The 23642-nt window shown below is 66.1% G+C and carries 20 protein-coding genes and 3 tRNA genes; 10 read left to right on the plus strand and 13 right to left on the minus strand.

The features are described 5' to 3' along the window. Position 1 precedes the first annotated feature (1 nt). Entirely contained in the window at positions 2-2557 is a 2556-nt protein-coding gene (gene rnr / locus GV068_RS00115; protein ID WP_159695427.1) for a ribonuclease R, read from the minus strand. Between the two features lie 331 nt (positions 2558-2888). Here rnr and GV068_RS00120 point away from each other — a divergent pair. The 4 genes from GV068_RS00120 to GV068_RS00135 all read left to right on the plus strand — a co-directional run bounded on the left by GV068_RS00120 (position 2889) and on the right by GV068_RS00135 (position 4585). Further along, positions 2889-2973: transfer RNA gene (locus GV068_RS00120), tRNA-Leu, on the plus strand. Positions 2974-3029: 56 nt separating this feature from the next. Further along, positions 3030-3114, plus strand: a tRNA-Leu gene (locus GV068_RS00125). A gap of 53 nt (positions 3115-3167) precedes the next feature. Continuing rightward, positions 3168-3252, plus strand: a tRNA-Leu gene (locus tag GV068_RS00130). A gap of 118 nt (positions 3253-3370) precedes the next feature. Further along, entirely contained in the window at positions 3371-4585 is a 1215-nt protein-coding gene (locus GV068_RS00135; RefSeq protein ID WP_159695428.1) for a hypothetical protein, read from the plus strand. Here the strand turns inward: GV068_RS00135 and cueR are convergent. After that, positions 4582-4989, minus strand: coding sequence for a Cu(I)-responsive transcriptional regulator (gene cueR / locus GV068_RS00140; RefSeq protein WP_159695429.1), 408 nt, complete (start codon positions 4987-4989; stop codon positions 4582-4584). The genes GV068_RS00135 and cueR overlap by 4 nt on opposite strands. Positions 4990-5092: 103 nt before the next feature. On the opposite strand from cueR, the gene GV068_RS00145 reads away from it, so the two are divergent. Both GV068_RS00145 and phaP read left to right on the plus strand, forming a co-directional pair. Then, entirely contained in the window at positions 5093-5290 is a 198-nt protein-coding gene (locus GV068_RS00145; RefSeq protein ID WP_159695430.1) for a hypothetical protein, read from the plus strand. A gap of 48 nt (positions 5291-5338) precedes the next feature. After that, positions 5339-5890 carry a TIGR01841 family phasin gene (phaP, locus tag GV068_RS00150; protein ID WP_159695431.1) on the plus strand — a complete coding sequence of 184 codons (552 nt, stop codon included), beginning with the start codon at positions 5339-5341 and terminating at the stop codon, positions 5888-5890. A 55-nt stretch (positions 5891-5945) separates the two neighbouring features. Here phaP and tssA read toward each other — a convergent pair whose 3' ends face one another. From tssA to GV068_RS00185, 7 genes are all read right to left on the minus strand, one after another. Further along, positions 5946-6944, minus strand: a complete 999-nt coding sequence (tssA, locus tag GV068_RS00155) for a type VI secretion system protein TssA (protein ID WP_159695432.1) — start codon at positions 6942-6944, stop codon at positions 5946-5948. Positions 6945-6953: 9 nt separating this feature from the next. Next, a complete protein-coding gene (tssH, locus tag GV068_RS00160) occupies positions 6954-9596 on the minus strand; it encodes a type VI secretion system ATPase TssH (protein ID WP_159695433.1) in 2643 nt (880 codons plus the stop codon). A 25-nt stretch (positions 9597-9621) separates the two neighbouring features. Then, on the minus strand, positions 9622-10095 hold the full coding sequence (gene tssE / locus GV068_RS00165; protein WP_159695434.1) for a type VI secretion system baseplate subunit TssE: 474 nt from the start codon (positions 10093-10095) through the stop codon (positions 9622-9624). 90 nt (positions 10096-10185) lie between these two features. After that, complete coding sequence (locus GV068_RS00170; protein WP_159695435.1) at positions 10186-10677, minus strand: type VI secretion system tube protein Hcp; 492 nt, start codon at positions 10675-10677, stop codon at positions 10186-10188. A gap of 37 nt (positions 10678-10714) precedes the next feature. Next, positions 10715-12205, minus strand: a complete 1491-nt coding sequence (gene tssC / locus GV068_RS00175; RefSeq protein WP_159695436.1) for a type VI secretion system contractile sheath large subunit — start codon at positions 12203-12205, stop codon at positions 10715-10717. 1 nt (position 12206) lies between these two features. After that, complete coding sequence (tssB, locus tag GV068_RS00180; protein ID WP_159695437.1) at positions 12207-12719, minus strand: type VI secretion system contractile sheath small subunit; 513 nt, start codon at positions 12717-12719, stop codon at positions 12207-12209. Positions 12720-12771: 52 nt separating this feature from the next. Beyond that, entirely contained in the window at positions 12772-13350 is a 579-nt protein-coding gene (locus GV068_RS00185) for a M48 family metallopeptidase (protein ID WP_159695438.1), read from the minus strand. A gap of 197 nt (positions 13351-13547) precedes the next feature. Between GV068_RS00185 and tssJ the strand changes: the two genes are divergently transcribed. The 3 genes from tssJ to icmH are packed head-to-tail and all read left to right on the plus strand — an operon-like array spanning position 13548 to position 16239. After that, positions 13548-14084 carry a type VI secretion system lipoprotein TssJ gene (gene tssJ, locus GV068_RS00190; RefSeq protein WP_159695439.1) on the plus strand — a complete coding sequence of 179 codons (537 nt, stop codon included), beginning with the start codon at positions 13548-13550 and terminating at the stop codon, positions 14082-14084. Between the two features lie 50 nt (positions 14085-14134). Continuing rightward, positions 14135-15481: a type VI secretion system baseplate subunit TssK gene (tssK, locus tag GV068_RS00195; RefSeq protein ID WP_159695440.1), complete on the plus strand. Its 1347-nt coding sequence runs from the start codon at positions 14135-14137 to the stop codon at positions 15479-15481. Next, positions 15478-16239, plus strand: coding sequence for a type IVB secretion system protein IcmH/DotU (gene icmH / locus GV068_RS00200; protein ID WP_159695441.1), 762 nt, complete (start codon positions 15478-15480; stop codon positions 16237-16239). Before tssK ends, icmH begins: the two co-directional genes overlap by 4 nt. Positions 16240-16336: 97 nt before the next feature. On the opposite strand, the gene GV068_RS00205 is transcribed toward icmH, so the two are convergent. From GV068_RS00205 to GV068_RS00220, 4 genes are all read right to left on the minus strand, one after another. Further along, the gene (locus GV068_RS00205) at positions 16337-17089 is read right to left on the minus strand and encodes an OmpA family protein (protein ID WP_373888395.1); all 753 of its coding nucleotides are present in this window, start codon (positions 17087-17089) and stop codon (positions 16337-16339) included. Continuing rightward, on the minus strand, positions 17086-18051 hold the full coding sequence (tagF, locus tag GV068_RS00210) for a type VI secretion system-associated protein TagF (protein ID WP_159695442.1): 966 nt from the start codon (positions 18049-18051) through the stop codon (positions 17086-17088). The genes GV068_RS00205 and tagF overlap by 4 nt, the downstream gene beginning before the upstream one ends. Beyond that, complete coding sequence (tssM, locus tag GV068_RS00215) at positions 18051-21806, minus strand: type VI secretion system membrane subunit TssM (RefSeq protein WP_159695443.1); 3756 nt, start codon at positions 21804-21806, stop codon at positions 18051-18053. Before tssM ends, tagF begins: the two co-directional genes overlap by 1 nt. Before the next feature lie 107 nt (positions 21807-21913). After that, positions 21914-22756 carry a M15 family metallopeptidase gene (locus GV068_RS00220; protein WP_159695444.1) on the minus strand — a complete coding sequence of 281 codons (843 nt, stop codon included), beginning with the start codon at positions 22754-22756 and terminating at the stop codon, positions 21914-21916. A 107-nt stretch (positions 22757-22863) separates the two neighbouring features. Here GV068_RS00220 and GV068_RS24840 point away from each other — a divergent pair, with 107 nt between their 5' ends. Next, the gene (locus GV068_RS24840) at positions 22864-23625 is read left to right on the plus strand and encodes a hypothetical protein (protein WP_201303216.1); all 762 of its coding nucleotides are present in this window, start codon (positions 22864-22866) and stop codon (positions 23623-23625) included. The last annotated feature ends 17 nt before the right edge of the window (positions 23626-23642 follow it).

Genomic DNA, 23642 nt, shown 5'->3' on the forward strand with positions numbered 1-23642 from the left:
ATTACTTCTTCTTCCTGCTAGTTTTGGCAGCGGGGGTCTTGGCCTCCGCCTTGGTTTTTGGCGCACTCGCCTTGACGGCGCGCTTGGTAGGCGTCTTGGACGCGGTCTTGCTTGCGGTCTGGGCCGGGGCTTTCGCTGCCGGCTTGCGCGCGCTGCGCGGCACCCGTGGTGGCGGCACGAAGACGACGTCTTCCTCCTCCTCGTCCTCGGCGCTGGTGTAGCGCGACGGCTCCACCGCCGGGGCTTTCGCTTTCTTCGACTTCGGCGCCTTCCCTTCCATCGCATCGATGGCGGCCTGGCGCGCGCGCTCCATCGGCGCGGGGACGCTCTCCGTTGCTTCGGCCAGCACCAGGTCGATCTTGCGCGACTCGAGGTCGACGCGCGCCACCTTGACGTTGACCTTGTCGGTCAGGCGATAGGTCGCGCCGCCGCGCTCGCCGCGCAGTTCATGGCGCGCTTCGTCGTACTGGAAGTAGTCGGTACCGAGACCGCTGATGTGCACCAGGCCCTCGACGTACAGCTGGTCCAGGGTCACGAAGATGCCGAACGGAGTCACGCCGGACACGGTGCCGGTGAAGTCCTCGCCCAGCTTGTCCTGCATGAAGTAGCACTTCAGCCAGTTCTCGACGTCGCGCGAGGCTTCGTCGGCGCGGCGTTCGTTGGCCGAGCAGTGCACGCCCAGCGCATCCCAGATGGTGAGGTCCTGCTCTTTCTTCTGCGTGCCCGCGGCTTTGTCCTTGGCGGCCTGCTTGCGCGCCGAATTCGACATGGTCGTGTTCAGCTTGCCCAGCTCGATGTCCTTCGGCTCGTACTTCTTCCCTTGCAGGATGGCCTTGATCGCGCGGTGGGTCAGCAGGTCCGGATAGCGGCGGATCGGGCTGGTGAAGTGGGCGTAGGCCTCGTAGGCCAGGCCGAAGTGGCCGACGTTGTCGGGGCTATACACCGCCTGCTGCATCGAGCGCAGCAGCATGGTCTGCAGCAGCGCCGCATCCGGACGCTCCTTAATCTTCTGCATCACCTCGGCGTAGTCGCGCGCCGTCGGCTTGGTGCCGCCGCCCAGGTTCAGGCCGACCAGCTTCAGGAAAGTACGCAGCTGGTTCAGCTTCTCTTCGGTCGGCACCGCGTGGATGCGGAAGGTGCCTGGGTGCTTGTGGCGGATCAGGAGGTCGGCGGCGCACACGTTCGCGGCCAGCATGCACTCTTCGATCAGGCGGTGCGCATCGTTGCGGGTGCGCGGGATGATCTTCTCGATCTTGCCAACGGCATTGCAGACGATGTAGGTCTCGGTGGTCTCGAAGTCGATCGCACCGCGCTCCTGGCGCGCCTTGAGCAGCGCGCGGAATACTTCATTCAGGTTCAGCAGGTGCGGCACGATGCCCGGGCGGCGCTGGGCTTCCGGACCACTGGTGTTGCCGAGGATGTCGGCCACTTCGTTATAGGTCAGGCGCGCGGCCGAGTGCATCACGGCCGGGTAGAACTGGTAAGCGGTGACTTCGCCGTCTTCGGTGACGACCATGTCGCACACCAGGGTGCAGCGGTCCACCGCCGGGTTCAGCGAGCACAGGCCGTTGGACAGCTTCTCCGGCAGCATCGGGATCACGCGGCGCGGGAAGTAGACCGAGGTGCTGCGCTCGATCGCATCCGCATCCAGCGCGTCGTTCGGCTTGACGTAGTGGCTGACATCGGCGATCGCGACCAGCAGGCGGTAGCCCTTGGTACGGCCGATCTTCACCGGCTCGCAATAGACCGCGTCGTCGAAGTCGCGCGCGTCTTCGCCGTCGATGGTGACCAGGGGAACGTCGCGCAGGTCGACGCGGTTTGCCAGGTCCGCATCCACCACTTCGTTCGGCAGGCGGTTGGCCTGCTTCAGCGCAGCGGGGGAGAAGACGTGCGGGACGCCGAACTTGCGCACGGCGATTTCGATTTCCATGCCCGGGTCGTCCAGCTCGCCCAGCACTTCGGCGATGCGGCCGGTCGGCTGCTGGAAGCGCGAAGGCTGTTCGATCAGCTCGATGCTGACGACCTGCCCCGCCTTTGCCTTGCCCGGACCGCCCGCCACCAGTACGTCCTGGCTGATGCGGTTGTCTTCCGGCGAGACGATCCAGACGCCGCCTTCGTTCAACAGGCGGCCGATGATGTGGGTGTTGGCGCGTTCGACCACCTCGACGATGGTCCCTTCCGGACGGCCGCGGCGGTCGGTGCCGGTGACGCGTGCGCGCACGCGGTCGCCGTTGAGCACCTTGTTCATTTCCTTATCGTTCAGGAACAGGTCGTCGCCGCCCTCGTCCGGAATGACGAAGCCATAGCCGTCGCGGTGCGCACTGACCTTGCCCGTGATGAAACCGGACTGGTCGGCAAGCATATAGGTGCCGCTGGCATCGGCGCGGATCTGGCCATCGCGCTCCATCGCGTTCAGGCGGCGGCCGAGCACTTCCTGCGCGGCGGGCTTGACCTTCAGGGCGCGCGCCACATCTGCGGCGCCCACTGGGCCCTTGGCATTGCGGAATACGGCGAGGATTTCCTCGCGGCTAGGAATGGTATGAGTAGGTTGCTTCAAGTCGTTTTCTTATTTCTCTTTAATATTGTGGACGCTGCCAATGCAGGACCCAGATTCATTGACACCTTGACAGGCGTAGTGTAACGGAGAGGCGTGGGATTCGCCTAACATATGCAGCGAAGCGTGCACGGGGAATTTGCCTATGAACCTCAGCGTGGAGGCCTTTGACTTTTGAAATCCTTCCGCTATAATCTCGGTCTCTTCAGCAACGCAGCTCGCTGCAGCAGGAGAAAATGCAGTAGCAGGAAGAGCGTCTTACGCAATGAGCGACGAAAGTTGATCTAGCGAAAAATGACAAAGCCTGATATTGTAGCAGAGTTAGCAGTTCAGTGCCCACGTGGCGGAATTGGTAGACGCGCATGGTTCAGGTCCATGTGCCGCGAGGTGTGGGGGTTCGAGTCCCTCCGTGGGCACCACTCTACCGGAGCAGTTTTCCGCAAGTAGTAAAGCAGTAAGAAGTTAGCAGCACAATGCCCACGTGGCGGAATTGGTAGACGCGCATGGTTCAGGTCCATGTGCCGCGAGGTGTGGGGGTTCGAGTCCCTCCGTGGGCACCAACTACCGGATGTTTATCCGCAAGCAGTAGAAGTTTTGTTGTAGCAGTATCAGTGCCCACGTGGCGGAATTGGTAGACGCGCATGGTTCAGGTCCATGTGCCGCGAGGTGTGGGGGTTCGAGTCCCTCCGTGGGCACCAAACTCTACCTAGGACGAGAGTCCCGCAAAACGCCGTAAGCTTTGAAAAAGGCTTACGGCGTTTTTCGTTTTACCTGCCCTGCTTGGACAGGCGCGGTCATTCCTTCTAGACTGCGCCCATGTCCCTCTTCGATTTCTTCCGCCGGCCGCCGACGCCGCGCAAATATGCCCAGCTCCTGATGAAGAAGCTGGCTATCCACCATCCCGACGAACCAGTGCGCTTCGACGAACCTGGATTCCGTCTGCTGGTCGGCAGCGACGGCGGCCAGGTCATCAACCTGCACAACCTGTATCCCGAATATTGCGCGGCCAACAAGCACGAGCGCGTGCTGCAGCTCGCACGCGCGGTCGCGATGGTGAGCCCGCCCGGCCTGCCGTCCACTTATGCCGAAGCGCGCTCGCGCCTGATGCCGGTACTGCGCGGGCGCGGCATGATGGAATACATGCGCCTGATGGAGCTCGGTAAGGATCCGGGCGCAGCGTCGGGCAGCCTGGTCTTCCCCTTCAGTAGCGACACCGCGCTGATGCTGGTCCACGACGGCGAGCACATGATGCAGTCCTTCGGCGCCGACCAACTGGAGCGCTGGGGCGTGAGCCCGGACGACGCGCTGGCAGCGGCCATGGACAACTTGCGCGACGCGACCGTCGACCGCTTCGCCCAGGTGGAGCATGGCGTCTATGCCGGTGAATGGGGCGACGCCTACGATTCCTCGCGCTTGCTGCTCCCCGACCTGGCGCACCGCATTGCCGGCGCCAATCCGCTGGCGATGGTGCCGGCGCGCGGCACGCTGCTGCTCGCCTCCGGCAACGACGTCGAAGCTGTCCGCGCGATGGTGGCGCTGGCCCAGCGCATTGCCGACAGCGAGACCCGGCCGGTGTCGGCGCTGCTGTACCGCTATCAGGATGGCCGGCCGGTCGAACATATGCCGGAGGACGAGGCGGCGCGCGGCGCCCTGGAAAGCCTGCAGCGCCAGTACCTGTACGGCGATTATGCGGCGCAGAAGGAGACGCTGGACGAACTGCACGAGAAGAGCGGCACCGATATTTTCGTGGCCAGCTACAAGGTGATGCGCCACGACGATACGGGTGTCGAATACAGCCTGTGCAGCTGGACCAATGGCGTCGACAGCCTGCTGCCACGTACCGAGCGCGTGGCCCTGGTCGTGTACGAGGGCGATCAGATGCAGGAGCTGCTCATGCTGCCCTGGGATGCGCTGCACGAGGCCTGCTCTGAGCTCATGAGGCCGGTGCCGGACGCGTATCCGGAGCGCTACCGCGTCACCGCATTCCCCGACCTGGAACGGGTACGCCCGCTGGCCCTGCCGACGTCCTAGTGCGCGGCGAGGTCGTCGAGAATCGGGCAGTGTGAACGCGCGTCGCCATGGCAGGACGCGGCCAGCGTCTCCAGCGTGCGCCGCATCGCTTCCATTTCCGCGATCTTGCGATTGAGTTCCTCGATGTGGGCGCGCGCCAGGGCGCGCACGTCGGCGCTGGCGCGGCCCTGGTCCTGCCACAGGCTGAGTAACTTACCGATCTGCTCAAGCGAAAAGCCGAGTGCGCGGGCGCGGTGCACGAACTGCAGCACGCGCACATCTTCTTCCGAATACACGCGGTAGCCGGACTCGGTGCGCTTCGCTTCGCCAATGAGGCCGATCGATTCGTAGTGGCGGATCATCTTGGCCGAGACGCCGGAGGCCTTGGCGGCGTCGCCGATATTGAGCTGCCCTCCTTGTTGCATTGCCATCTCCTGTTGTATTCAAGGTCCAGAATACACCTTCCCACTGTAGGAAGGTCAAGGCAATGCTTGACTTGGCGCGGGGGCAAGGTAAGCTCGACGGGACATGAAACGACTGACTCTCCTCATCTCGCTGGCTTTGGCTGTGCAGGCCGCACTGGCCGCTCCGGCCCCCTATTTCCAATGGCGCAGCAAACTCAACGGCGCTCTCGCCTGCTCGCAGACGCCGCTCGGGGCGGGCTGGGAAAAATTCGCTGGCCCCTATCGGGACGCGCGTTGCGAAAAACTCATTGTTGCTAAATAATGGGGTGGCAAGGCTCATCCGATCTATTCCAATACTGAGGAGACACCGATGTTCACGAGTCCGGAGCAGTTCGCCAACGCCACCAAGACCCTGTTCGACCTGCAGATGCAGACCTTTAACACCCTCGCCGACAGGACGGTGAAGGGGGTAGAACAGGTGATGGCGCTGAACATGAATGCAGCCAAGAGCTCGATGGAAGGCTCGATCGCTGCAAGCCAGGAAATCGCCAAAGCCGGTGATCCCAAGGCCGCGATCGCGGCGCTGCATGCGCGCATGCAGCCGGGCGCCGCCGGCGCCGCGGAATACCGCGATAATCTCAAGACCATCATCGACGAGATGCACCAGGAGTTCCGCCAGGCCGCCGACACCCACGTGGCTGAAGCCAAGAGCACGCTGTCGGCCTTGATCTACGACGTGACCCAGAACGTCAAGCCCGGCTCGGAGAACGCGGTCGAGATCATCAAGACCGCGATCGACAATGCCTTCAAGGGCTATGAGCAGGTCACGCAGGCGACCCGCCAGGCAGTGCAGACGGTCGAGGCGCAAATTGCCAAGGCCTCGTCCCTGGTCCAGCCGGGCACGCAAAAACCGGCGGAATAATCCGCCGGCCTCTTGAAAGAAAATTTCATCCGAAGCCTCTGGATGAAATTTTCTTTCACCCCTCCCCTTCGATCCCCAATAAATCTTCCAGCCGCGCCAGCGAGGCATCATCCTTGATGACCGAGCGCAGCCACGCGTGCAGCGGCTGTTCGCCCCAGCGCGCCGCCTTTTCGGCCAGGTAGGCGACCGGACTGTGTGGCTCGGTGCGGCGGAAAAATTCCGCCACGCTGCGCAGCTGCGCCAGCGCCTGCTCGCGGCTTTGCAGCGGACCGTCGATCACCCGCACTGCGGCGCTGGATGCCACCACCACCGGCATCGACGGCGCGGCGCCCACTGGCTGCGCCGCGACCGCGCCTTGCGGCGTGGAAGGCGCCGCCATGTCGGCGAAGTCGCGCAAGGCCGCGCGGCCGGCGCCGAAACTGGGGCCGTCGGCGCCCAGCCGGTCGTCGACCACGCGTTCCAGCTCGGCCAGCGCGGCCAGGCAGTCTTCCGCCGCCGCCCCTAGCGCCTGGCGCGCCGTCATTGGCGTTTTGGCGCGCGCCGCCTCCAGCTCCGCCACCGCTTCCGGTCCGCGCGCACGCGCCGCTTCCCAGGCCATCATGGTCACGCCCTCGGCCAGCGGCACCTCTTTTACGAGCGGTGCGATGCGGGCGGCAATCCAGGCCAGGTTGCCGATGCGGCGTTCATGGCCGTCTTCATCCGGCAGCGGATGCACGTCCTCCCAGTAGCGCTCGCACAGGGCGGCGAGCAAGCGCAGGCTGTCGGCCAGGCCGGGCAAGCCGCCCATCTTGGCGCTGGCTTCGGCCAGCCACACCGCCAGCTGCAGGTCCTTGCTGCGGGTCTCCATCAGTTCCGTGCAGCGCTTGGACACGAACTTCCAGTCGGCTTCCTTCAGGGTCGTGACCCAGGCGCCCTGCTCGATCGACGGATCGTCGGCCTGGCGCGCGCGGTTGATGGCATCGAACTCCGGCGAGAACGCGAGGTCCTCGCCGCAGGGCCGGTCCATGCTGATCGGGACCAGCAGCTTGTCGAGCGAATTTTGAACATTCTGCATGGCGAGACCTTATTCGATCGCGTACTTGAACTTGCCGGCCTTGGTCGCGCCCACCTTGACCCGGGTGATCGCGCCGCCCTCGGCCATCCGCGCCAGCACGCTGTCGGCGATCTCGGGCAGCAGCGTACCGTTCAGGATGTTGTCGACGTTGCGCGCGCCCGAATCGACCTCGGTGCAGCGATTCAGGACCGCCGACACCAGCGCATCGTCGTATTCGAAGCGCGCACGGTGGTTGTCCATCACGCGCGCCTTGATGCGGTCGAGTTTCAAACGGATGATGTTGGTCAGCACCTCGTCGCGGATCGGATAGAAGGGCACCACCGTCAGTCGCCCGAGGAAGGCCGGCTTGAAGTGTTTCATCAACTGCGGGCGGATCAGCTCCGCCAGCTGCTCGGGCGCCGGCACCTCGCTGGCGGGCTTGTTCAGGCAAGCCTGCATCATCTGGCTCGAGCCCACGTTCGAGGTCAGGATGATGATGGAGTTGCGGAAGTCGATCTGGCGCCCTTCGGCGTCGTCCAGCACGCCCTTGTCGAAGACCTGGAAAAAGAGCTCCAGCACGTCCGAGTGCGCCTTCTCCACTTCGTCCAGCAGCACCACGCTGTAGGGGTTGCGCCGCACCGCCTCGGTCAGCACGCCCCCTTCCCCATAGCCCACGTAGCCCGGCGGCGAGCCTTTCAGGCCGGAGACGCTGTGCGCTTCCTGGTATTCGCTCATGTTGATGGTGACCAGCTTCTTCTCGCCGCCGTACAGGATATCGGCCAGCGCCAGCGCGGTCTCGGTCTTGCCGACGCCCGAGGTGCCGACGAACAGGAACACGCCCTTGGGCTTGTTCGGATCGTCCAGGTTGGCGCGCGCCGTGCGCACCCGCTGGGCCACGGCCTGGCTGGCGTGCGACTGGCCCAGAATGCGCTCGTCCAGCAGCTCTTGCAGCTTGACCACGGTGCGCAGCTCGTCCTTCACCATGCGCCCGAGCGGAATGCCGGTCCAGCTGGCGACGATCTCCGCCACCGTGTGGCCGTCCACCTGCACCGGCACCAGCGGCGATTCGCCCTGCAGGCTGCGCAGTTTATCCGTCCGGGCGCGCAAGGCGCTGGCATCCTGCGTCCTGCCCTCCTCCAGAGCCATTCGCATCTCGCCGATCTCGGCGGCGATTTTTTGTTCTTCGTCCCAGCGCTGCTGCAGGCCGATGCGCTCGTCGTCCAGCGCGCCGCGCTTCTGGCGCAGCTGCGCCAGCTTCTCCTCGTGGCTGGCGCCCGCATTCGCTTCGCGCTGCAGCGAGGCCACCTGGGCATCGATACGCTCGATCTGGCGGCTGCAGTCTTCCAGCGCAGCCGGAGTGGCGCTCTGGCCCAGGGCCACCTTGGCGCAGGCGGTATCGAGCACGCTGATCGCCTTGTCCGGCAGCTGGCGCCCGCTGATGTAGCGGTGCGACAGGCGCACCGCTTCAAGGATGGCATCGTCGTAGATGCGCACCTTGAAGTGGCCTTCCATCAGCGGCGCCATGGCGCGCAGCATGGCGCAGGCGGTGGGCTCGTCCGGCTCCTCGACCTTGATCACCTGGAAGCGGCGCGCCAGCGCGGCGTCCTTTTCAAAATACTTCTTGTATTCGCTCCAGGTGGTGGCCGCGATGGTGCGCAGTTCGCCCCGGGCCAGCGCGGGTTTCAGCAAGTTGGCGGCGTCGTTCTGGCCGGCCGTGCCGCCGGCCCCGATCATCGTGTGCGCCTCGTCGATGAACAGGATGATGGCATGGGGGCTCTTCTTCACCTCGTCGATCACGTTCTTCAGGCGGTTCTCGAATTCACCCTTGACGCTGGCGCCGGCCTGCAGCAGGCCCATGTCGAGCGTGTGGATCTCGACGCCCTTCAACACGTCCGGCACGTCGCCCTGGGCAATGCGCAGCGCCAGGCCTTCGACCACGGCGGTCTTGCCGACACCCGCCTCGCCGGTCAGGATCGGGTTGTTCTGGCGCCGCCGCATGAGGATGTCGATCGCCTGCCGGATTTCGGGGTCGCGTCCGATCACCGGATCGACCCGGCCGTCGCGCGCGCGCTGGGTCAGGCAGGTGGTGTACTGGTCGAGCGCGGGCGTGGCGCGTGCCGGGCCGGCGGCAATCTCCTCGGCCGCGTCGCCCGGCATGTCGGACTGCTCCAGCGCCACCGGCTGCGCTTCCTGCGAGCCGCGCGTGATTTTCTCGAAGTCGTGCTTGAGGCGGTCGACCGGGAACTTGCGAAATAGCGGCGAGGCGCGCAGCGCCAGCTGCGACAGCGAGGGTTCGCTCAGGAGCGCCAGCAGCATGTGGCCGCTACGGATCTGGTTTGGTTGTCCCGCAGTTGGTGTCGCGAGGGAGGCGATCAGCCACGCGTGCTCGAACAGCAGCGGCAGGTGGCGCGAGAACACCGGCGTGCGCGCGCTGCCGGTGGCGAAGCGGTTGACCTCGTTGCGTAGGTCGGTCTCGAGGCCCGTCAGGCTGATGTCGCAGTGCTGCGCGATCACGCACAGGTCGCTGCCGGGCTGCTCGATCAGGCCCAGGAACAGGTGCTCGATCTCGACCTCGTACTGCCCCATCCCCACGCAGATCGAGGCGGCGCGGGTGGCGGCGGCGCGGGTAGTGTCGTTCAGCTTGCCGATCAGGGTCTTGAGATTGATGTCCATCGTGTCGCGTCCTTAAGGAAGATGGTCAGCCGCGCGGGCGGCCGTTGCGCTTGACGGCGTAGTGCAGCGACGAGGGCTGCAGCACCGCATTGAAGTTCACCGGCTCGCTGCTGTCTGGCAGCGCGAGCCGGGCATGGATGATGAAAGACAGGCGGTTGACGCTGCCCAGCGCGAGGTCGAGGGTCGCGGTGACGTCGCGCAGGCGCGGTTCGTGGGCTTCGATGGCGTCCTGGATGCTGGCGCAGACGGCGGCCCGGTCGTGGCTGCTGGTCAGGCAGTAGCCGGCGAAATCGAGCAGGCCGTAGTGCAGGAGCGAGCCGCGCGCTTCCGGGTAGCCGTTCAGGATGGCGGGGTCGAAGGCCAGGCGCGTGTTGAGCAGCGCTTCGAGGTCGCGCGCCACGCTGTCCTTGAGCTGCTCGCTGGTGGTCTGGCTGCCGGCGTTCGCGTCAAGACGTTCGTCCATGAGACGGTCCAGCAGGCCGGGTTTGACGCCCTTCATGAATCTCCGCCGGTCGAAAAAAGAGGAAGAAAAAACGCGCGGCGCCGCGGCATGGGCCGCGCGCGCCGCGCGAAGGCGCAAACCAGCCGGTCAGACGATCTTGTTGGCTGCCAGGTCCCAGCCGCCCGAGGTGTTGCCACCGGTGCCGCCGCCAATTTTCTGCTGGGTGTACTTCCACTTGATCTTCGAGAACTTCAGGCCGACCTGCTCCTGGATGATGCTGCCTTCCTTCACGCTCGGCTCGACGGCGCCGATCAGGACGTTCTCGAGTTCGATCTCGAAGTACTTGACCCGGTCGCCCTGGCCGTCCGCGCGCATGAATTCCAGCTTGGCCTTGGGGATCGTCTTGCCGGCCGAGCAGGTCTGCAGCAGGATCGGCGAGGACAGGTCGGCCAGCTTCTTGAGCGTGATTTCCTCGTGCTCGCAGCGCTCGGCGGTGTGGCCGCCGCTGGTCGACGCGGTGGCAGAACGCGGTTGCTTCACGCCCCAGTCGACGGCCAGGCACTCGATCCAGTCCTTGTGCTTGTCGTCCATCGATTCGCCCTTGATCCCGTCGATCTGCAGGTAAACGTCAATTGCCATGTTCTACTCTCCAATTTCTGTTGTTGAAAAAGACTGCTTAGCCGTTGGTCGACTGCGGGAGCTCCGCGACCAGTCGGAGCGAAACGGACAGCTCGTCGAGCTGGAAGTGGGGACGCAGGAAGGACACCGCGCGGTACACGCCCGGACGGCCCGGCACTTCGGACACCTGCACGCTGGCCTCGCGCAGCGGGAACTGGGCCTTCTGGTCCTGGCTCGCGTTGTCGTCGAGGAGCACGTACTGGGTCAGCCAGCGGTTCAGGTAGTCCTCCACATTCGACGCCGCCGCGAAGCTGCCGATCTTGTCGCGCATCATGGCCTTCATGTAATGGGCGATGCGCGAGACCGCGAAGATGTACTGCAGCTGCGAGGACAGCACGGCATTCGCATTGGCGGCCTCGTTGTTGTACTTCTTCGCCTTCTGCGCCGACTGGGCGCCGAAGAAGGCCGCGTAGGAGGTGTTCTTGCAGTGGACCAGGGAGATGAAGCCGAGGTCCGACAGCTCCTTCTCGCGGCGGTCGGTGATCGCCAGTTCGGTCGGGCACTTGAGCGCCACCTCGCCTTCGTCGGTCTTGAAGGTGTGGGCCGGCAGATTCTCCACCAGGCCGCCGCCCTCCACGCCGCGGATCGCCGCGCACCAGCCATAGTCCTCGAAGGCCTTGGTCAGTTTCGAGGCGAAGGCATAGGCGGCGTTACACCACAGGTACTTCTGGTGATCGCTCCCGTCCACGTCCTCGACGAAATTGAAGCCTTCAGTGGTCATGCCGTCGGCCGGGTGGTACGGCAGGCGCCCGAGGAAGCGCGGCAGGGTCAGGCCGACGTAGCGCGCGTCTTCGGATTCGCGGAAGGCCTTCCACTTGGCGTATTCGACAGTGTCGAAGACTTTCGCCAGGTCGCGCGGCTTGCCCAGGTCGCCGAAGCTCTCGATGCCGAACAGCTCTGGCGCGCTTGATGTGATGAAGGGCGCATGGCTGGCGGCGGCCACGTGCGACATCTGCTCCAGGAAGTAGATGTCCTCGGGCTGGCGCGAGATCTCGAAGTCGCCGATCAGGGTGCCGTAGGGGGCGCCGCCGAAGGTGCCGAATTCTTCCTCGTAGACCTTCTTGAACATGCTGCTCTGGTCGAATTCCAGGGCCGACTGGAAGTCCTTCACCAGTTCGCGCTTGCTGGCGTTGAGCATGCGGATCTGCAGGTTGGCGCTGGTGGCGCTGTTCTTGACCAGGTAGTTCAAACCGGTCCAGCTGCGCTCGAGCTTCTGGAATTCGGGGGCGTGCATCACGGCCGACAGCTGGTCGGAGATCATGCGATCCAGCTCGGCCAGGCGGGCGTCGATCATGCTTGAGAGGTTGTTCGACATGACCATCGTGCCCTGCATCACCTGGGTCACGAGTTCCGAGATGATGTCGCGTGCGCGTTCATGCTCGCTGGTGGATTTCGCGACCCGGCTCTGCTCGACGATCTGGTCGAGCAGCGACGCATCCAGTTCGACTGCGGGCGCCGTCTTGCTTGCGGTATCGAGGACTGCCGCCATCTCATGCCTCCCCTTCGGGTTTGTCCTGCTTCTTCAGGCTTGCCAGCTTTTCGGTATTGCCCAGCACTTCGCTGAGAATGTCTTCCAGCTTGTCGTTCCCGGCCAGCTTGTTGCGCAGGTCGGCCAGCTTGGTACGCGCCTCCAGCAGGCCGCTCAGCGGCGCGACCTGCCGCACCACGGACTCCGGACGGAAGTCGTCCATCTCCTTGAACTGCAGCTGCACCGGGAACTGGCCGCCTTCCGGCGACAGGTGGTTGTCGACCCTGAAGTTCACGCTCGGCGCCACCGCGCCCAGCACCTCATCGAAATTGCCGGCATCGACGTTGACGAACTTCTTGTCCTTCAGGCGCTTCTTCTCCTGCGACGGATCGTTCCCGAAGTCGCCCACCACGCCGACCACGAAGGGCAGTTCCTTGTTTTCGATGGCGTCGCCGATCTCGACGTCATACGTCATCTGCACGCGTGGCGCGCGCACCTTTTGCAAGCGTTTCTGCACGCTTTCACTCTTGGCCATGTCGACTCCAGGTTGCGGTGGGATGGGACAGCCGGCGACGCCGGCATGCGGTTTATTTCAGACTGCCGAAGGGATCCTTATCGTTGCTGGCCGCCTTGGTCGGAGGCGCAGGCTGTGCTGGCACGGACGGCGCCCGTCGCGGCTCAGTCTTGGTCTTTGTGTCTTTGGGGACGATGATGGGATCACCGATGCTGGTGCGCAGCAGCTTGGCCAGGTCCTGCGCCTCGCTCTTCACGTCGCCATTGAGGTTGTTCTTGCGGGTCAGGTCGGCCAAGGCCTTGCTGGCCACACGCAAGCCGCTCACGGCAACGATGCTGTGTGCCACCGTATCGTCCGGATCGCGCTCCAAGGCCTCCTGGGCATTGGTAATCGCTTCCCCGTACACGCCGGCGTTGAAGCGGATTTGCGCCATCTTCACCCACGGCCGCTTGTCGACCGGGTGCGCCTCACCTGCGGCCTTGAGCATGGCGTAGGCCTTCTCTTCCTGTTTCGAGGCGATCGCTTTGTCGGCCTCGGTAAAGACTTGCTCTCCTGCGGCGGCGGTCGACGTGCTCCCACCGCTTTGCGGGCCGCTGGCGCACCCGGCCAGGGCGACGACTCCTACGATCAACGGCATCAAGCGTTTGTACATGCTGGCTCTCCACGACAGTTAAACCAGCCACCATTATTCGCATGCGCTTCCGGCGGAAGTTGCGCACTGTCAATCAAAGCCGAGTTCGCTTTCTTTGCCACGTTGACGACTTGCGCTTGCGCGCGATCACAGCACGCGCACACCGCTGGGTTTCAATCCGTGCTTGTGCCCGCAAACGATGAGTGAAGGAAATGGCGATGAGAACAATTTCGTGCCTGGCCGCCCTGACCATGACCTGCCTGGTGGCCAGCTGCGGCAGCAACGGGATCGCAAGCAAGGCGCTGGAACTGCCCGACGCCCAGAAACCGCCGCGTACCGTCGCGCTGCGCCTGCACGCCTCGCCCAAGCTCAACCTCGACAAGCGCGGCCAGCCGATCGCGCTGGCCGTGCGCCTGTACAAGCTGCGCCGCCCTGACGCCTTCGGCCAGGCGCCCTACTCGACCTTCCTGAACCCGCAGGCCGAACGCGAGAGCCTGGGCGCCGACCTGGTCGAGGTGCGCGAGATCATGCTGGTGCCGGGCCAGCGCTACGAGGTGCAGGAGAAGGTCAGCCGCGAGGCGAGCCACCTGGCCGTGGTCGCCCTGTTCCAGCGTCCCGCCGAGCAGCGCTGGCGCGCCACCGTAGCCGCTGCCGATGCCGAACGCGCCGGCCTTACCGTGGGCCTGCACGCCTGTGCACTCACCATGGGTAGCAGTTCCCAGACATCGACGCTTTCTTCTGTGCGCTGTCAATGAATCTGGCGTTGTTTCCGCCAAGCTAGGAATTTCTGGAGCCGGAGGCGCCGATGAGCATGCCAGCGAAGCTACTGTGGGGCGAGGGACTTTTCCTGCGGCCCCAGCATTTCCAGCAGCAGGACCGCTACCACGAGGCGCGCCTGAACCAGACGGCCTGCGCGTTGCATCCCTATGCCTGGGGTGTGCGCAAGCTGGTGGTCGACTACGAGGCGCTGCGCCACGACGTGTTGCGGGTCGAAGAACTATCGGTCCTGTTCCCCGACGGTGAAGTCTACCGCGCTCCCGACGGCGATCCGCTGCCGCTGCAGGTGCGCCTGGGCGAGCTGCCCGCCGGCCTGCAGACAGTGACCTTCCACGCAGCCCTGCCGGCGCTCAAAGCCTGGGGCGACAACCAAGCGCCGGAAGGCGATGCGCCGCCGGACGCCCGCTTTTCCAGCCACGAGCGCGATACCCAGGACCTGTACACGCGCGCGGCCGAGGCGCCGATCAGCTACCTGCGCAAGGCGCTGCGGCTGGTAGCCGATACCGAGCCGCTGGAAGCCTACGACAGCTTCCCGCTGGTGCGGCTGCGGCGCGTGCCGACAGGGGGCTTCGAGGCCGATCCCTCCTTCGTTCCGCCCAGCCTGTCGATCGACGCCGCGCCCGGCCTGCACCTGAACCTGGCGCGCCTGATGGAAAAGCTGCTGGCCAAGGTCAACGCCCTGTACGGCCACATGCGCGAGCCGAGCAAGAACGTGATCGAGATCCGCGGCGGCGACGTCTCCGCCTTCTGGCTGCTGCACACGGCCAGCACCGGCTACGCCGCGCTGTCGCACTACCTGGGCCACCGCGACCTGCATCCGGAGCGCCTGTTCGGCGAGCTGCTGGCCCTCGCCGGCGGCCTGATGACCTACTCGCGCAGCTACCGGCTGGAAGACCTGCCGTCCTACGTGCACGCCGATCCGGGTCCGCAGTTCGCGCGCCTGGACGGCATCATCCGCGACCTGTTAGACACCGTGATTTCGTCGCGCTACTTCACGATCGTCCTGAACCGCGAGCGCCCCTCCTACTACCTGGGCGCGCTCGACTCGGGACGCATCAACCTGCAAACCACGCTCTACCTGGCGGTGGCGGCCGACATGCCAGCGCTGCAGCTGGTCGACGTGGTGCCGCTGCAGTTCAAGGTCGGCGCGCCGGAAGACGTCGACAAGTTCGTGCTGTCGGCCCTGCCCGGCGTGAAGCTGGTGCATGCGCCCCAGGTGCCGGCGGCGGTGCCGGTGCGGCCCGATACCTATTACTTCATCCTGGAGAACCGTGGCATGCTGTATGAAACGATGCTGAAATCGCAGGCGATCTCGATCTACGTCCCGAATGGGATCCGCGACCTGCGCCTCGAACTGATCGCGGTGGCCGCATGAGCGCCTTCATCGAACGGCGCGTGGCGCCGCAGCCGGGCCAGAAGGCGGAGCGCCCGCCCCAGCGCCTGGTGGACATCATGTACGAAGGTTTCTATGCCCTGTTCCTGCTGAAGAACGGCTGCGGGCCGCAGGACAAGGTGGCCTTCTCCGACAACATGACCGGCTTCCTGGCCGACGTCGACCGCAACGCCAAGGCCCTCGGCATCTCGGCCGAGGACGTGACCGCGGCCAAGTACGCGTTCTGCTCAGCGGTGGACGAGATCATCCTGCGCTCGACCTTCGAGGTGCGCGAAGCCTGGGAGACCCGCCCCTTGCAGCTGCGCGTGTTCGGCGACCAGCTCGCGGGCGAGCACTTCTTCCACCGCCTCGAAGACCTGCGCGCCAAGGGGCAGGTGCACGTGGAGGCGCTGGAAGTCTTCCATATGTGCCTGCTGCTCGGCTTCCAGGGACGCTACGCCCTGGACGGGCGCGACAAGCTTGATTACCTGGTGGCGCGCCTGGGCGACGAAATCGCCCGCATGCGCGGCCGCACGCGCGGCTTCGCCCCGCACGCCGAGCGGCCGGACCAGGTGGTCAACCGGCTGCAGAGCGACCTGTCGCTGTGGGTGCTGGGGGCGGTGTTCATGGTGGCGGGACTGGGGGCCTACGTGGGCTTCCGTAACGCGCTGTCGAACGAGACCGGGACGCAGATGGCCAAGTACAACGACCTGGTGAAGCTGCCGCCGAAGGCGGCAAATGTGACGATTACACTTCCTTGAGTGACTTGGGTCCCGGCCTCCGCCGGGACGACGTGCTTGCTTCGTTGGCCCCAAGACCGTCGCCCCAGCGCAGGCCGGGGCCCAAGTTCATGCGCAGCTACTGAATCACCTTGAACTCGATCCGCCGATTCCTCGCCTTCCCCTCCGCCGTGCGGTTATCCGCTACCGGCCGGTCCGGCCCCTCCCCCGACACCGCGATCGTGTCCGCCGCGATGCCCTTACCGACGACGTAGGTCTTGACTGCTTCCGCCCGCGCCTGGCTTAGCGACAGGTTGCCCGCGCGCGAACCGGCATTGTCGGTATGCCCGATCACCTCCACCTTCACGCCCTTGATCTGCTGCATCGCGGCGCTCATCTGGTCCAGCACCTTCATCCCCGCCTCGGTAAGCGTCGCCTTGCCCGACTCGAATTCGATGATCCGGTTGGCCAGCGCCGCATCCAGCACGTCCTGCTGCCTCATCGTCACCCGCAGCCCGTTGTTGACGGTGTAGGTCGGATTCAGGCTGGCGGCGATGTCGCCGGCGATCTTCTGGCGCTGTTCTTCGTTCGCGACGTCGCCGCGCAGGCTGACGTTGCTGCCTTCGACCTTCAGTTGGCCGCGGCTGACCAGCTTGAGGTTGGGGTTGATCAGCTTCGAGACGTACTCGTTCCAGTTGGCCGGCGCCGCCACGGTGCCGACCGACAGCTGGTCGACCACGCGCCCGGCGCCGTAGACGCCGCGCAGGCGCTCGAGCAGCGCAGCGCGGGTAGCCTCGTCGGCCACGGTGCCGCTGACGACGACCGGCGCTTCCTGCTGGGCATGTGCCGCGCCGGCGAAGACGGCAACGGCGATGAATGCGAATGGTTTCACGTCGCAGCTCCAATGAAGGTCTTCATGAACATGTCGCGCGCCAGGCCGAGCGGCAGGTCGGACTGCGCCAGGTAGCTCGCCAGCGAGCGCACGTCGGTGTCGATGTAGAGCTGTTCGTCGATCCAGCCGGTGTCGCTCAAGCGCACCTGCTGCTCGGCGCCCACCAGTGGGTCGACCAGCGCGCGCAGGGTTTCGGCCAGGGCCGCGCAGAAGCCCACCACCAGCACCGGCCGCCCTTCCTGGCGCGTGATGAAGATCGCCAGGTCGAAATTCGAGCGGCGCAGGAAGGGCGCCACCAGCTGCAGCCAGAACGCCGCCACCGGATAGCGCGCCCCGGCGTCGTTCGGCAGCGGCAGGACCAGGCTTTTGTGCAGTTCTGCCGGCTGGCTGTGCATCACGGGCTGCAGCAGCAGGCCCAGCGCCAGCACCATGCGCGCGAACTGGCGCTCCCCCAGCAGCGCGCCGAGCGAGCCGACGGTGCCATTGGCGAGCAACTGCGACAGGGTCGGCTCGGCATCGCCCAGCGTCACCGCCGCGTCGGCGATGGCCTGTAGGTGGGGCGCCGGATCGGCCTCGCACAGCACGCGCGGACAGCGCGATTCGAGGAAGGACCACAGCGGCGCAAACGCCAGCGGGCAGCGCGTCACGAACGCGACCGGGTCCAGCACCGCGTGGGTGCGCGCGGCCAGGAAGGGAAAGCGCCGTCCCGACTGGTCGTGGCTGGCCAGCAGGTGGCCCGCGATGGCATGGCGGCGGGCCGGACCCACCAGCGCGAAGCTGACCGGCGGCATGGCATCGTAGTTGATGCGCCAGCGCGCGTCCGAGGGCAGCAGCGTCATGACCTGGGCCAGCCAGCGGTCGAGCATCGCGATGGCGGCCGGGTCGTCGGCCAGCTTGACGAAATCCGCGCGCGCCGGCACCTTGCCGAAGTATCCGATCCGTTCCGAAGCAGGACCGCGCATCACTGGCCTCCGTTGACGCTCGCCAGGGCCGGCTGGCCGGCTGGCGTGTCCGGCGCGCGGCCGACGATGGTGGTCGGCAGGCGCAGGCCGCGGAAGCCCTGGCTCTGCTCGCCGCTGCCGTTGGCGGACGCGCTGCTGACGATTTTCAGGTCGACCGTCACGGCGATGTTCCCCGCGCTCCAGCGCAGCTCGTGCACGCCGCCATCCTTTTTCTTCTTCTGGGCCGCGTCGATCATGCGTTTCAGGCCGGACTGACCGGGTTCGTTCAACAGTTCGACCGTGCGGCCATCGAAGGTGACGGCGCTGATGCGCACGCCCGCCATGCCCTGTGGTCCCGGATGCACCATATTGGTCCAGCTGGCCGCCGAGTTCTTGTAGCGCAGCTGCTGGCCGTCGATGTCGAGCGTGTATTCGAGCACGCCCGGCGCCGCCTGCGGCAGGATCTGGAACACCGTCTGCGGGCCGTTGCCCGAGGCGACGCCTTTCGAGGACAGCGGCGCCACCCAGCCCGGGAAGCCGCTCACCGCCTGGGGCGCCAGCGTGATGCCGATGTCGGCCCAGGTGCGGGCCGAGAGCACGTCGCCGCGCCGCACCACCAGCGGGCCCATGGCGGTATTGACGAATTTCGCCACCTCGCCTTCCGGCCCGAAGATCTGACCGATCTCGCCGGGCGTGGCTTCGACATTGGAGCCGGCCGCGAACGGATACTTGCCGGCCAGCGTACGCTGGAAGGGTTCGACCACCTGCACCTGCCAGGTCTTGTTGATCTCGGCCTCGGAGGGCATCACGATCATGGCGAAGGTCTGTGTCAAGGGGCGTACCAGCAGCGGGCGCAGGGCCGCCTTCTGGGTATCGCTCATCCCCGTCAGCATCTGCTCGTCCACGTAGCGCAGGGCGTCGGCCAGTTCGGAGCCGCTGCCTTCCAGGGTCTGCTGCATGAACTGCTTGGCGCCGGGGCCCGGGTCGCCCTGGTTCTTCAGGGCGTTGAGGCGGGTGCGCAGTTTCGACAGCGCGTCGAGGTAGCCGGTCATCAGGGACGCGTCCTTCTCCTTGACCCCGACCAGGCGCGCGACGCCCGCGAACTCGCGCCCGATCGGACCCACGCCTTGCCCGCCCATGAGCGCGGCCGGGTCGACCGCATTCGCCAGCGTGCGCGCATCGGACGGAGCACGGCGCAGGATGACTTCCTTGAACCATTCGGCAAACGTCCGCTCGGTCTTGGACAGGCCGGCGCCCGCCGCGCCCGGGTTGTCCCACACGGTTTCATCGTAGATGGTGCGCAGCAGCTTCGCGATCGGCGAGGCTTGCGGGTCGCCCAGGCGGTTCATCGCCTGCACGCTGCCGTCGAAGCCCTTCAGGTCGGCAATCGCGACACCCTGCACGAACTTGAGCCACTCGCGCGCATATTCGGCCTTGTACAGGTCGATCAGGGCCTTCTGGATCTGGTCCGGGCTGCCCTCGAGCGTCAGATCGTCCTTCGAGGCCGTCTTGAGCACCCAGTCGTCGATCTTTGCCTCGCTGCTGGAGGCGTCGCGGATCGCTCCCGCTACGTAGTCCTTCCAGGCCTGCCGGGTAAAGGCGCCGCTGACCGCATGGCTGCCGGCCACCAGGCCCTGGTCCTGCTCGCCGACGATACGCGCCACCGTCACCGCCGGGAAGCGGGTCGCGGCGCGGGTCTTGATGTCGTTGTAGACACGTTCACGCGCCGAAGTACCGCGCACCACGCGGCGCAGGTGCTCGCGGGTGCCGTCGAGCAGGCTCAGTTTGAGCGTCATCTGCGGCCAGGCCGGATCTTCTACCCGCGACAGGTGGAAGGTCAGCAGGCGTTCGGCGCTGCGGATCATCTGCTCGCGCGGCATGTTGCCCCGATTCGCTTCCAGCCAGGTGCGCCAGTAGCGGGTCAGCTGGTCGTTCAGGTGGCCCGGTTCGGCGCGCGATTTGTCGCCCAACATCAGGTAAGTCTTGAGCGCGTTATAGGCGTCGGCCACGCTGGTGGCGGAGACGCTCTGGTACTGGCCGGCGGCCGGCGCCGCCGCTGGGGCCGAGACCAAATGGGCGCTGGCCGCATCCGGCGAGGTGGAGGGCTGCAGCTGGGCCGCATTCGCGTTGACCTCGGCCAGCATGCTTTCCAGCGAGGCCGTGACCGGCTCCACCATCACCGCACGGACCCCGGCGAAGTATTCGTCGCGCAGCTTGCGCTCCAGCGCCTCGCCCTGATACAGGCCGAAGCCCAGCGCCCATGGCGTCTCCCGGTGGTATTTGTCGAGCTGCTCGATGCGGTCCTGCAGGATGTCGAGGGCCTCCAGACGCGACTGCAAGTCGATGCGGCCGGCCTGCAGCCTGGCCACTTTGTCGAGGTCCGACTGGACGTTGGCCACCAGCTGGCGATTGCCCATGTAGGACCAGCTCCAGCCGCCCAGCGCGGCGCCCAGCAGGATGGTGGCGCCGAAGAAGGCGGCCACTTTCCGGCGCGCAGCAAGCGGATTGGTGTAGCGCTTGACCAGCTCCTTGTCGGCGAAGATCACCTTGCGGAACAGGTCGAGCAGGAAGTACCCCGACTGCTCGGCCACTTCCCCGCCCTTCTGCTCGCGCAGCGCCAGGTCGAAGCGGCTCGCGACGCGCTTGCTCGACAGGTCCTGTACGCTGCCTTCCTGCAGCGCGCTGGTGAAGTAGAAGCCGCGGAAGACCGGCTTGAACTGGTAGGTGTTCTCTTCGAATAAAGTCGAAAGGAAGGCGCGCAGCGGCGTCTTGATTGCCGCGAACTCGAGCGGGAAGGTAAACACGCCGGGACGCATCTGGGTGCTGCGGTTCGCTCCCATGTTCGCCAGGCTCATCTCTTTCAGGCCGTCGTACAGTTCGTCGAAATGCTCGTCGAAGAAGCCCAGCACGTCCTGCGGCGCGCTGCGGCGGTTGTAGCGCAGCGTGGCGCCCCATATCCGGTCGCGCTCCGTGCGTTCGGTGTCGGCGAAAAAGTCGGTGAAGCCAGCCACCAGGTCGGCCTTGGTGAAGACCACGTAGACCGGCGCATGCACGCCGAGGCGTTCGGTGAGTTCCTGCACACGGGTGCGCAGGCTCTTGGCCAGTTCGTGCGAGGCGCTGGTGGGGCCGGCCACCAGTTCGGCCACGCTGACCGCGATCAGGATGCCGTTGATCGGGGCCTTGTTGCGGTGTCTCTTGAGCAGGTCGAGGAAGCTGAACCACTCGGCGCGGTCGTCGTCCTGCACCGAGTAGCGGCCGGCGGTATCGAGCAGGATGCCGTCAGTGGTGAAGAACCAGTCGCAATTGCGGGTCCCGCCCACGCCCTGCAGCGCCTTGTTGCCGGGGATCGGGAACGTGAGGCCCGAGCGTGCGATGGCGCTGCTCTTGCCCGCCGCCGGGTTCCCGATGATCATGTACCAGGGCAGCTCGTAGAGCGCCGCCGCCCCGCGCGTCAGACCCAGCTTCGAGGTCTTGATGGTGGCGATCGCTTCAAGCATGTTCTTGCGCAGGACCGCCATCTCGCCGCCGCCCGCCGCGGCCGCATCCTCGCCCGGGATGATGGCCTCGCCCAGGTGGCGCGCCGCACGCCCGCGGATGTGGCGCCGTACCGCCCACCAGATGCCCCAACAGGCGAGCAGCAGCAGCCCTGCGATCAGGGCCCAGATCAGGTCGATGCCGATAATGTCGGCGCCGATGAAGAGGCAAGCCGCAAGCGCGGCGATGCCGATCGCGACCAGCACTCGGCTGTCGGTCAGTAACTGCCAGATTCGTGCCATGTCGGGAGCGGGGGTTGGGTTATAGGGATGTTCTATAGGAAATGCTCGCACGCCGCTGCGGGGCAAGGTTTGCTGCGGCGCAAGCTTGTCCGGCGTTGCGCATTCGCCTATCGCTGCATCACTCCGCGCACCCGGAGTTCGGTGTGGCCGAAATCCATCATCTTCCAACGCCCGCCCCAGGTCAGGCCGAGCGATTCCGCCACTTCGCCGTAGAGCTGGTAGCCACGCATGGCCCAGGGATCCTTTTCGGAGATCACCAGCTTGCCGTCGCGCCAGAAGGCGCAGTCGGCAGCCAGGCCGTACTGGTGCCAGCTCTGGAAGGCGCGCGCATTGGTGACGTGGCTGCCGGCCTTGGCCAGCTCGTCCTGGCGCGCCGGGCTGCGGTAGCCCTCGAGCAGCGCCATCTCGTAACCGTGTTTTTCCTTCATGATCTTGAATGCCAGCAGCAGGCGCTGGCTGAAGTCCGGATGCAGCAGGCCCCAGTTGCGGCTGGCGCTCACCAGCATCGGCCGCACCAGTTCGACTTCCGCCGTGGTGAAGGCCATCGGCGGCAGCGCCACCGGCGGTACCAGGCGCTCGCCCTGCAGCAGGGCCGCCACCTGGGCGTCGGGCACGATGGTTTCGCCTTCGACCACCGGCAGCATGGTGGGGCTGCTCAGGGCCAGCGCCAGCAGCGAGGGGATCAGGATGGCCGGCACCCCGATGGCGCAGGCGATGCGGTGGCGGCCGATGAAGCGCAGGATGCTGCCCCGGATGTCGCGCGGGATCTCGCCGCGCACCCTGCCGGCGTAGCCGCTGCCCGCGATCTGCCAGCCGATGGCGCGCTGGGACAGCCGTTGGCGCAAGCTATAGAGACTGCGGGCGAGGAAAGCGCGCCCGGCCGGGAACAAGGCCAGCCAGATCGCAGCGGTCGCCAGACAAAAGTACAGAAGGGCGAGAAAAATCAGCATCGCTACCTCCAAGATTGTTTCTAATCAGAATTGGGAGAACCAATCTTAGGAGTAATGCCGTGCGGCCTACAGACGAAAATCAATCCCCGTCCATGCGTCCGAACCTGATGTCGTCTCGACGCCCGACAAGCTCGGGCGAGGACAGCATTCTGGCCATGCTGGAACGCGAACCGGCCCGCAAGCGCAAGGGCGGCGCCTCCCGCAGTCGTCTCGCCTGGTATGGGGCGAGTGCAATGCTGGCGGTGCTGCTCACCGGCTCGCTGGTGTGGATGGCGGCAAACAACGACGGCCGGCGCCCGAACGTGCAGGACGCGGCGCTGGCCGATGCCGGTAACGCAGCAGCGCAGCCCGAGGCGGTTTCCGGCACCGTCCCGGCGCTCATCCAGGTGGCGATGGCGCCGCTTGCCCCGCCCGAGCAGCGCAGCCCGGCCGTCATCGTCGACCAGCCGCCGGCCGACGCGGTGCCGCCGCTACGCCTGCTAAAACCGGCTCCGGACAGGGCGGCGCCACCGGTGCGCGTGCCGGTCCCCGCCCCGGCCGCGCCGCCGCCACGGCCTGTGGCAAAGACCACACCGGCGCCGCGTACGGTGGTGGCGGCTCCGGCCGAGGCGAAAACGCTGGCCCGGCCCGCCGCGCCGCCGGCCAAACCGAAACCGGCGCTGGTGGCGAAAAACGCCGCCAAGCCGGCGCCGCCCAAGGCCCAGCGCGGCGGCGCCCCGGCCAGGAGCGATGAGGCGGGCGTGGACGCGGACGTCGCCCTGATCTCGGCCGTCATCGTGCACGCCAACGGCCACGCGCCGGAAAGCTCGCAGATGACGGAGCTGCTGTGCCCAAATGACAACTGCAAGCCGCGGCCGCCGCGCGAGTAGCGTGGCGAAAAGCCCGC

Source organism: Massilia sp. 9I (genome assembly GCF_902506415.1).
GTDB lineage: Bacteria > Pseudomonadota > Gammaproteobacteria > Burkholderiales > Burkholderiaceae_D > Telluria.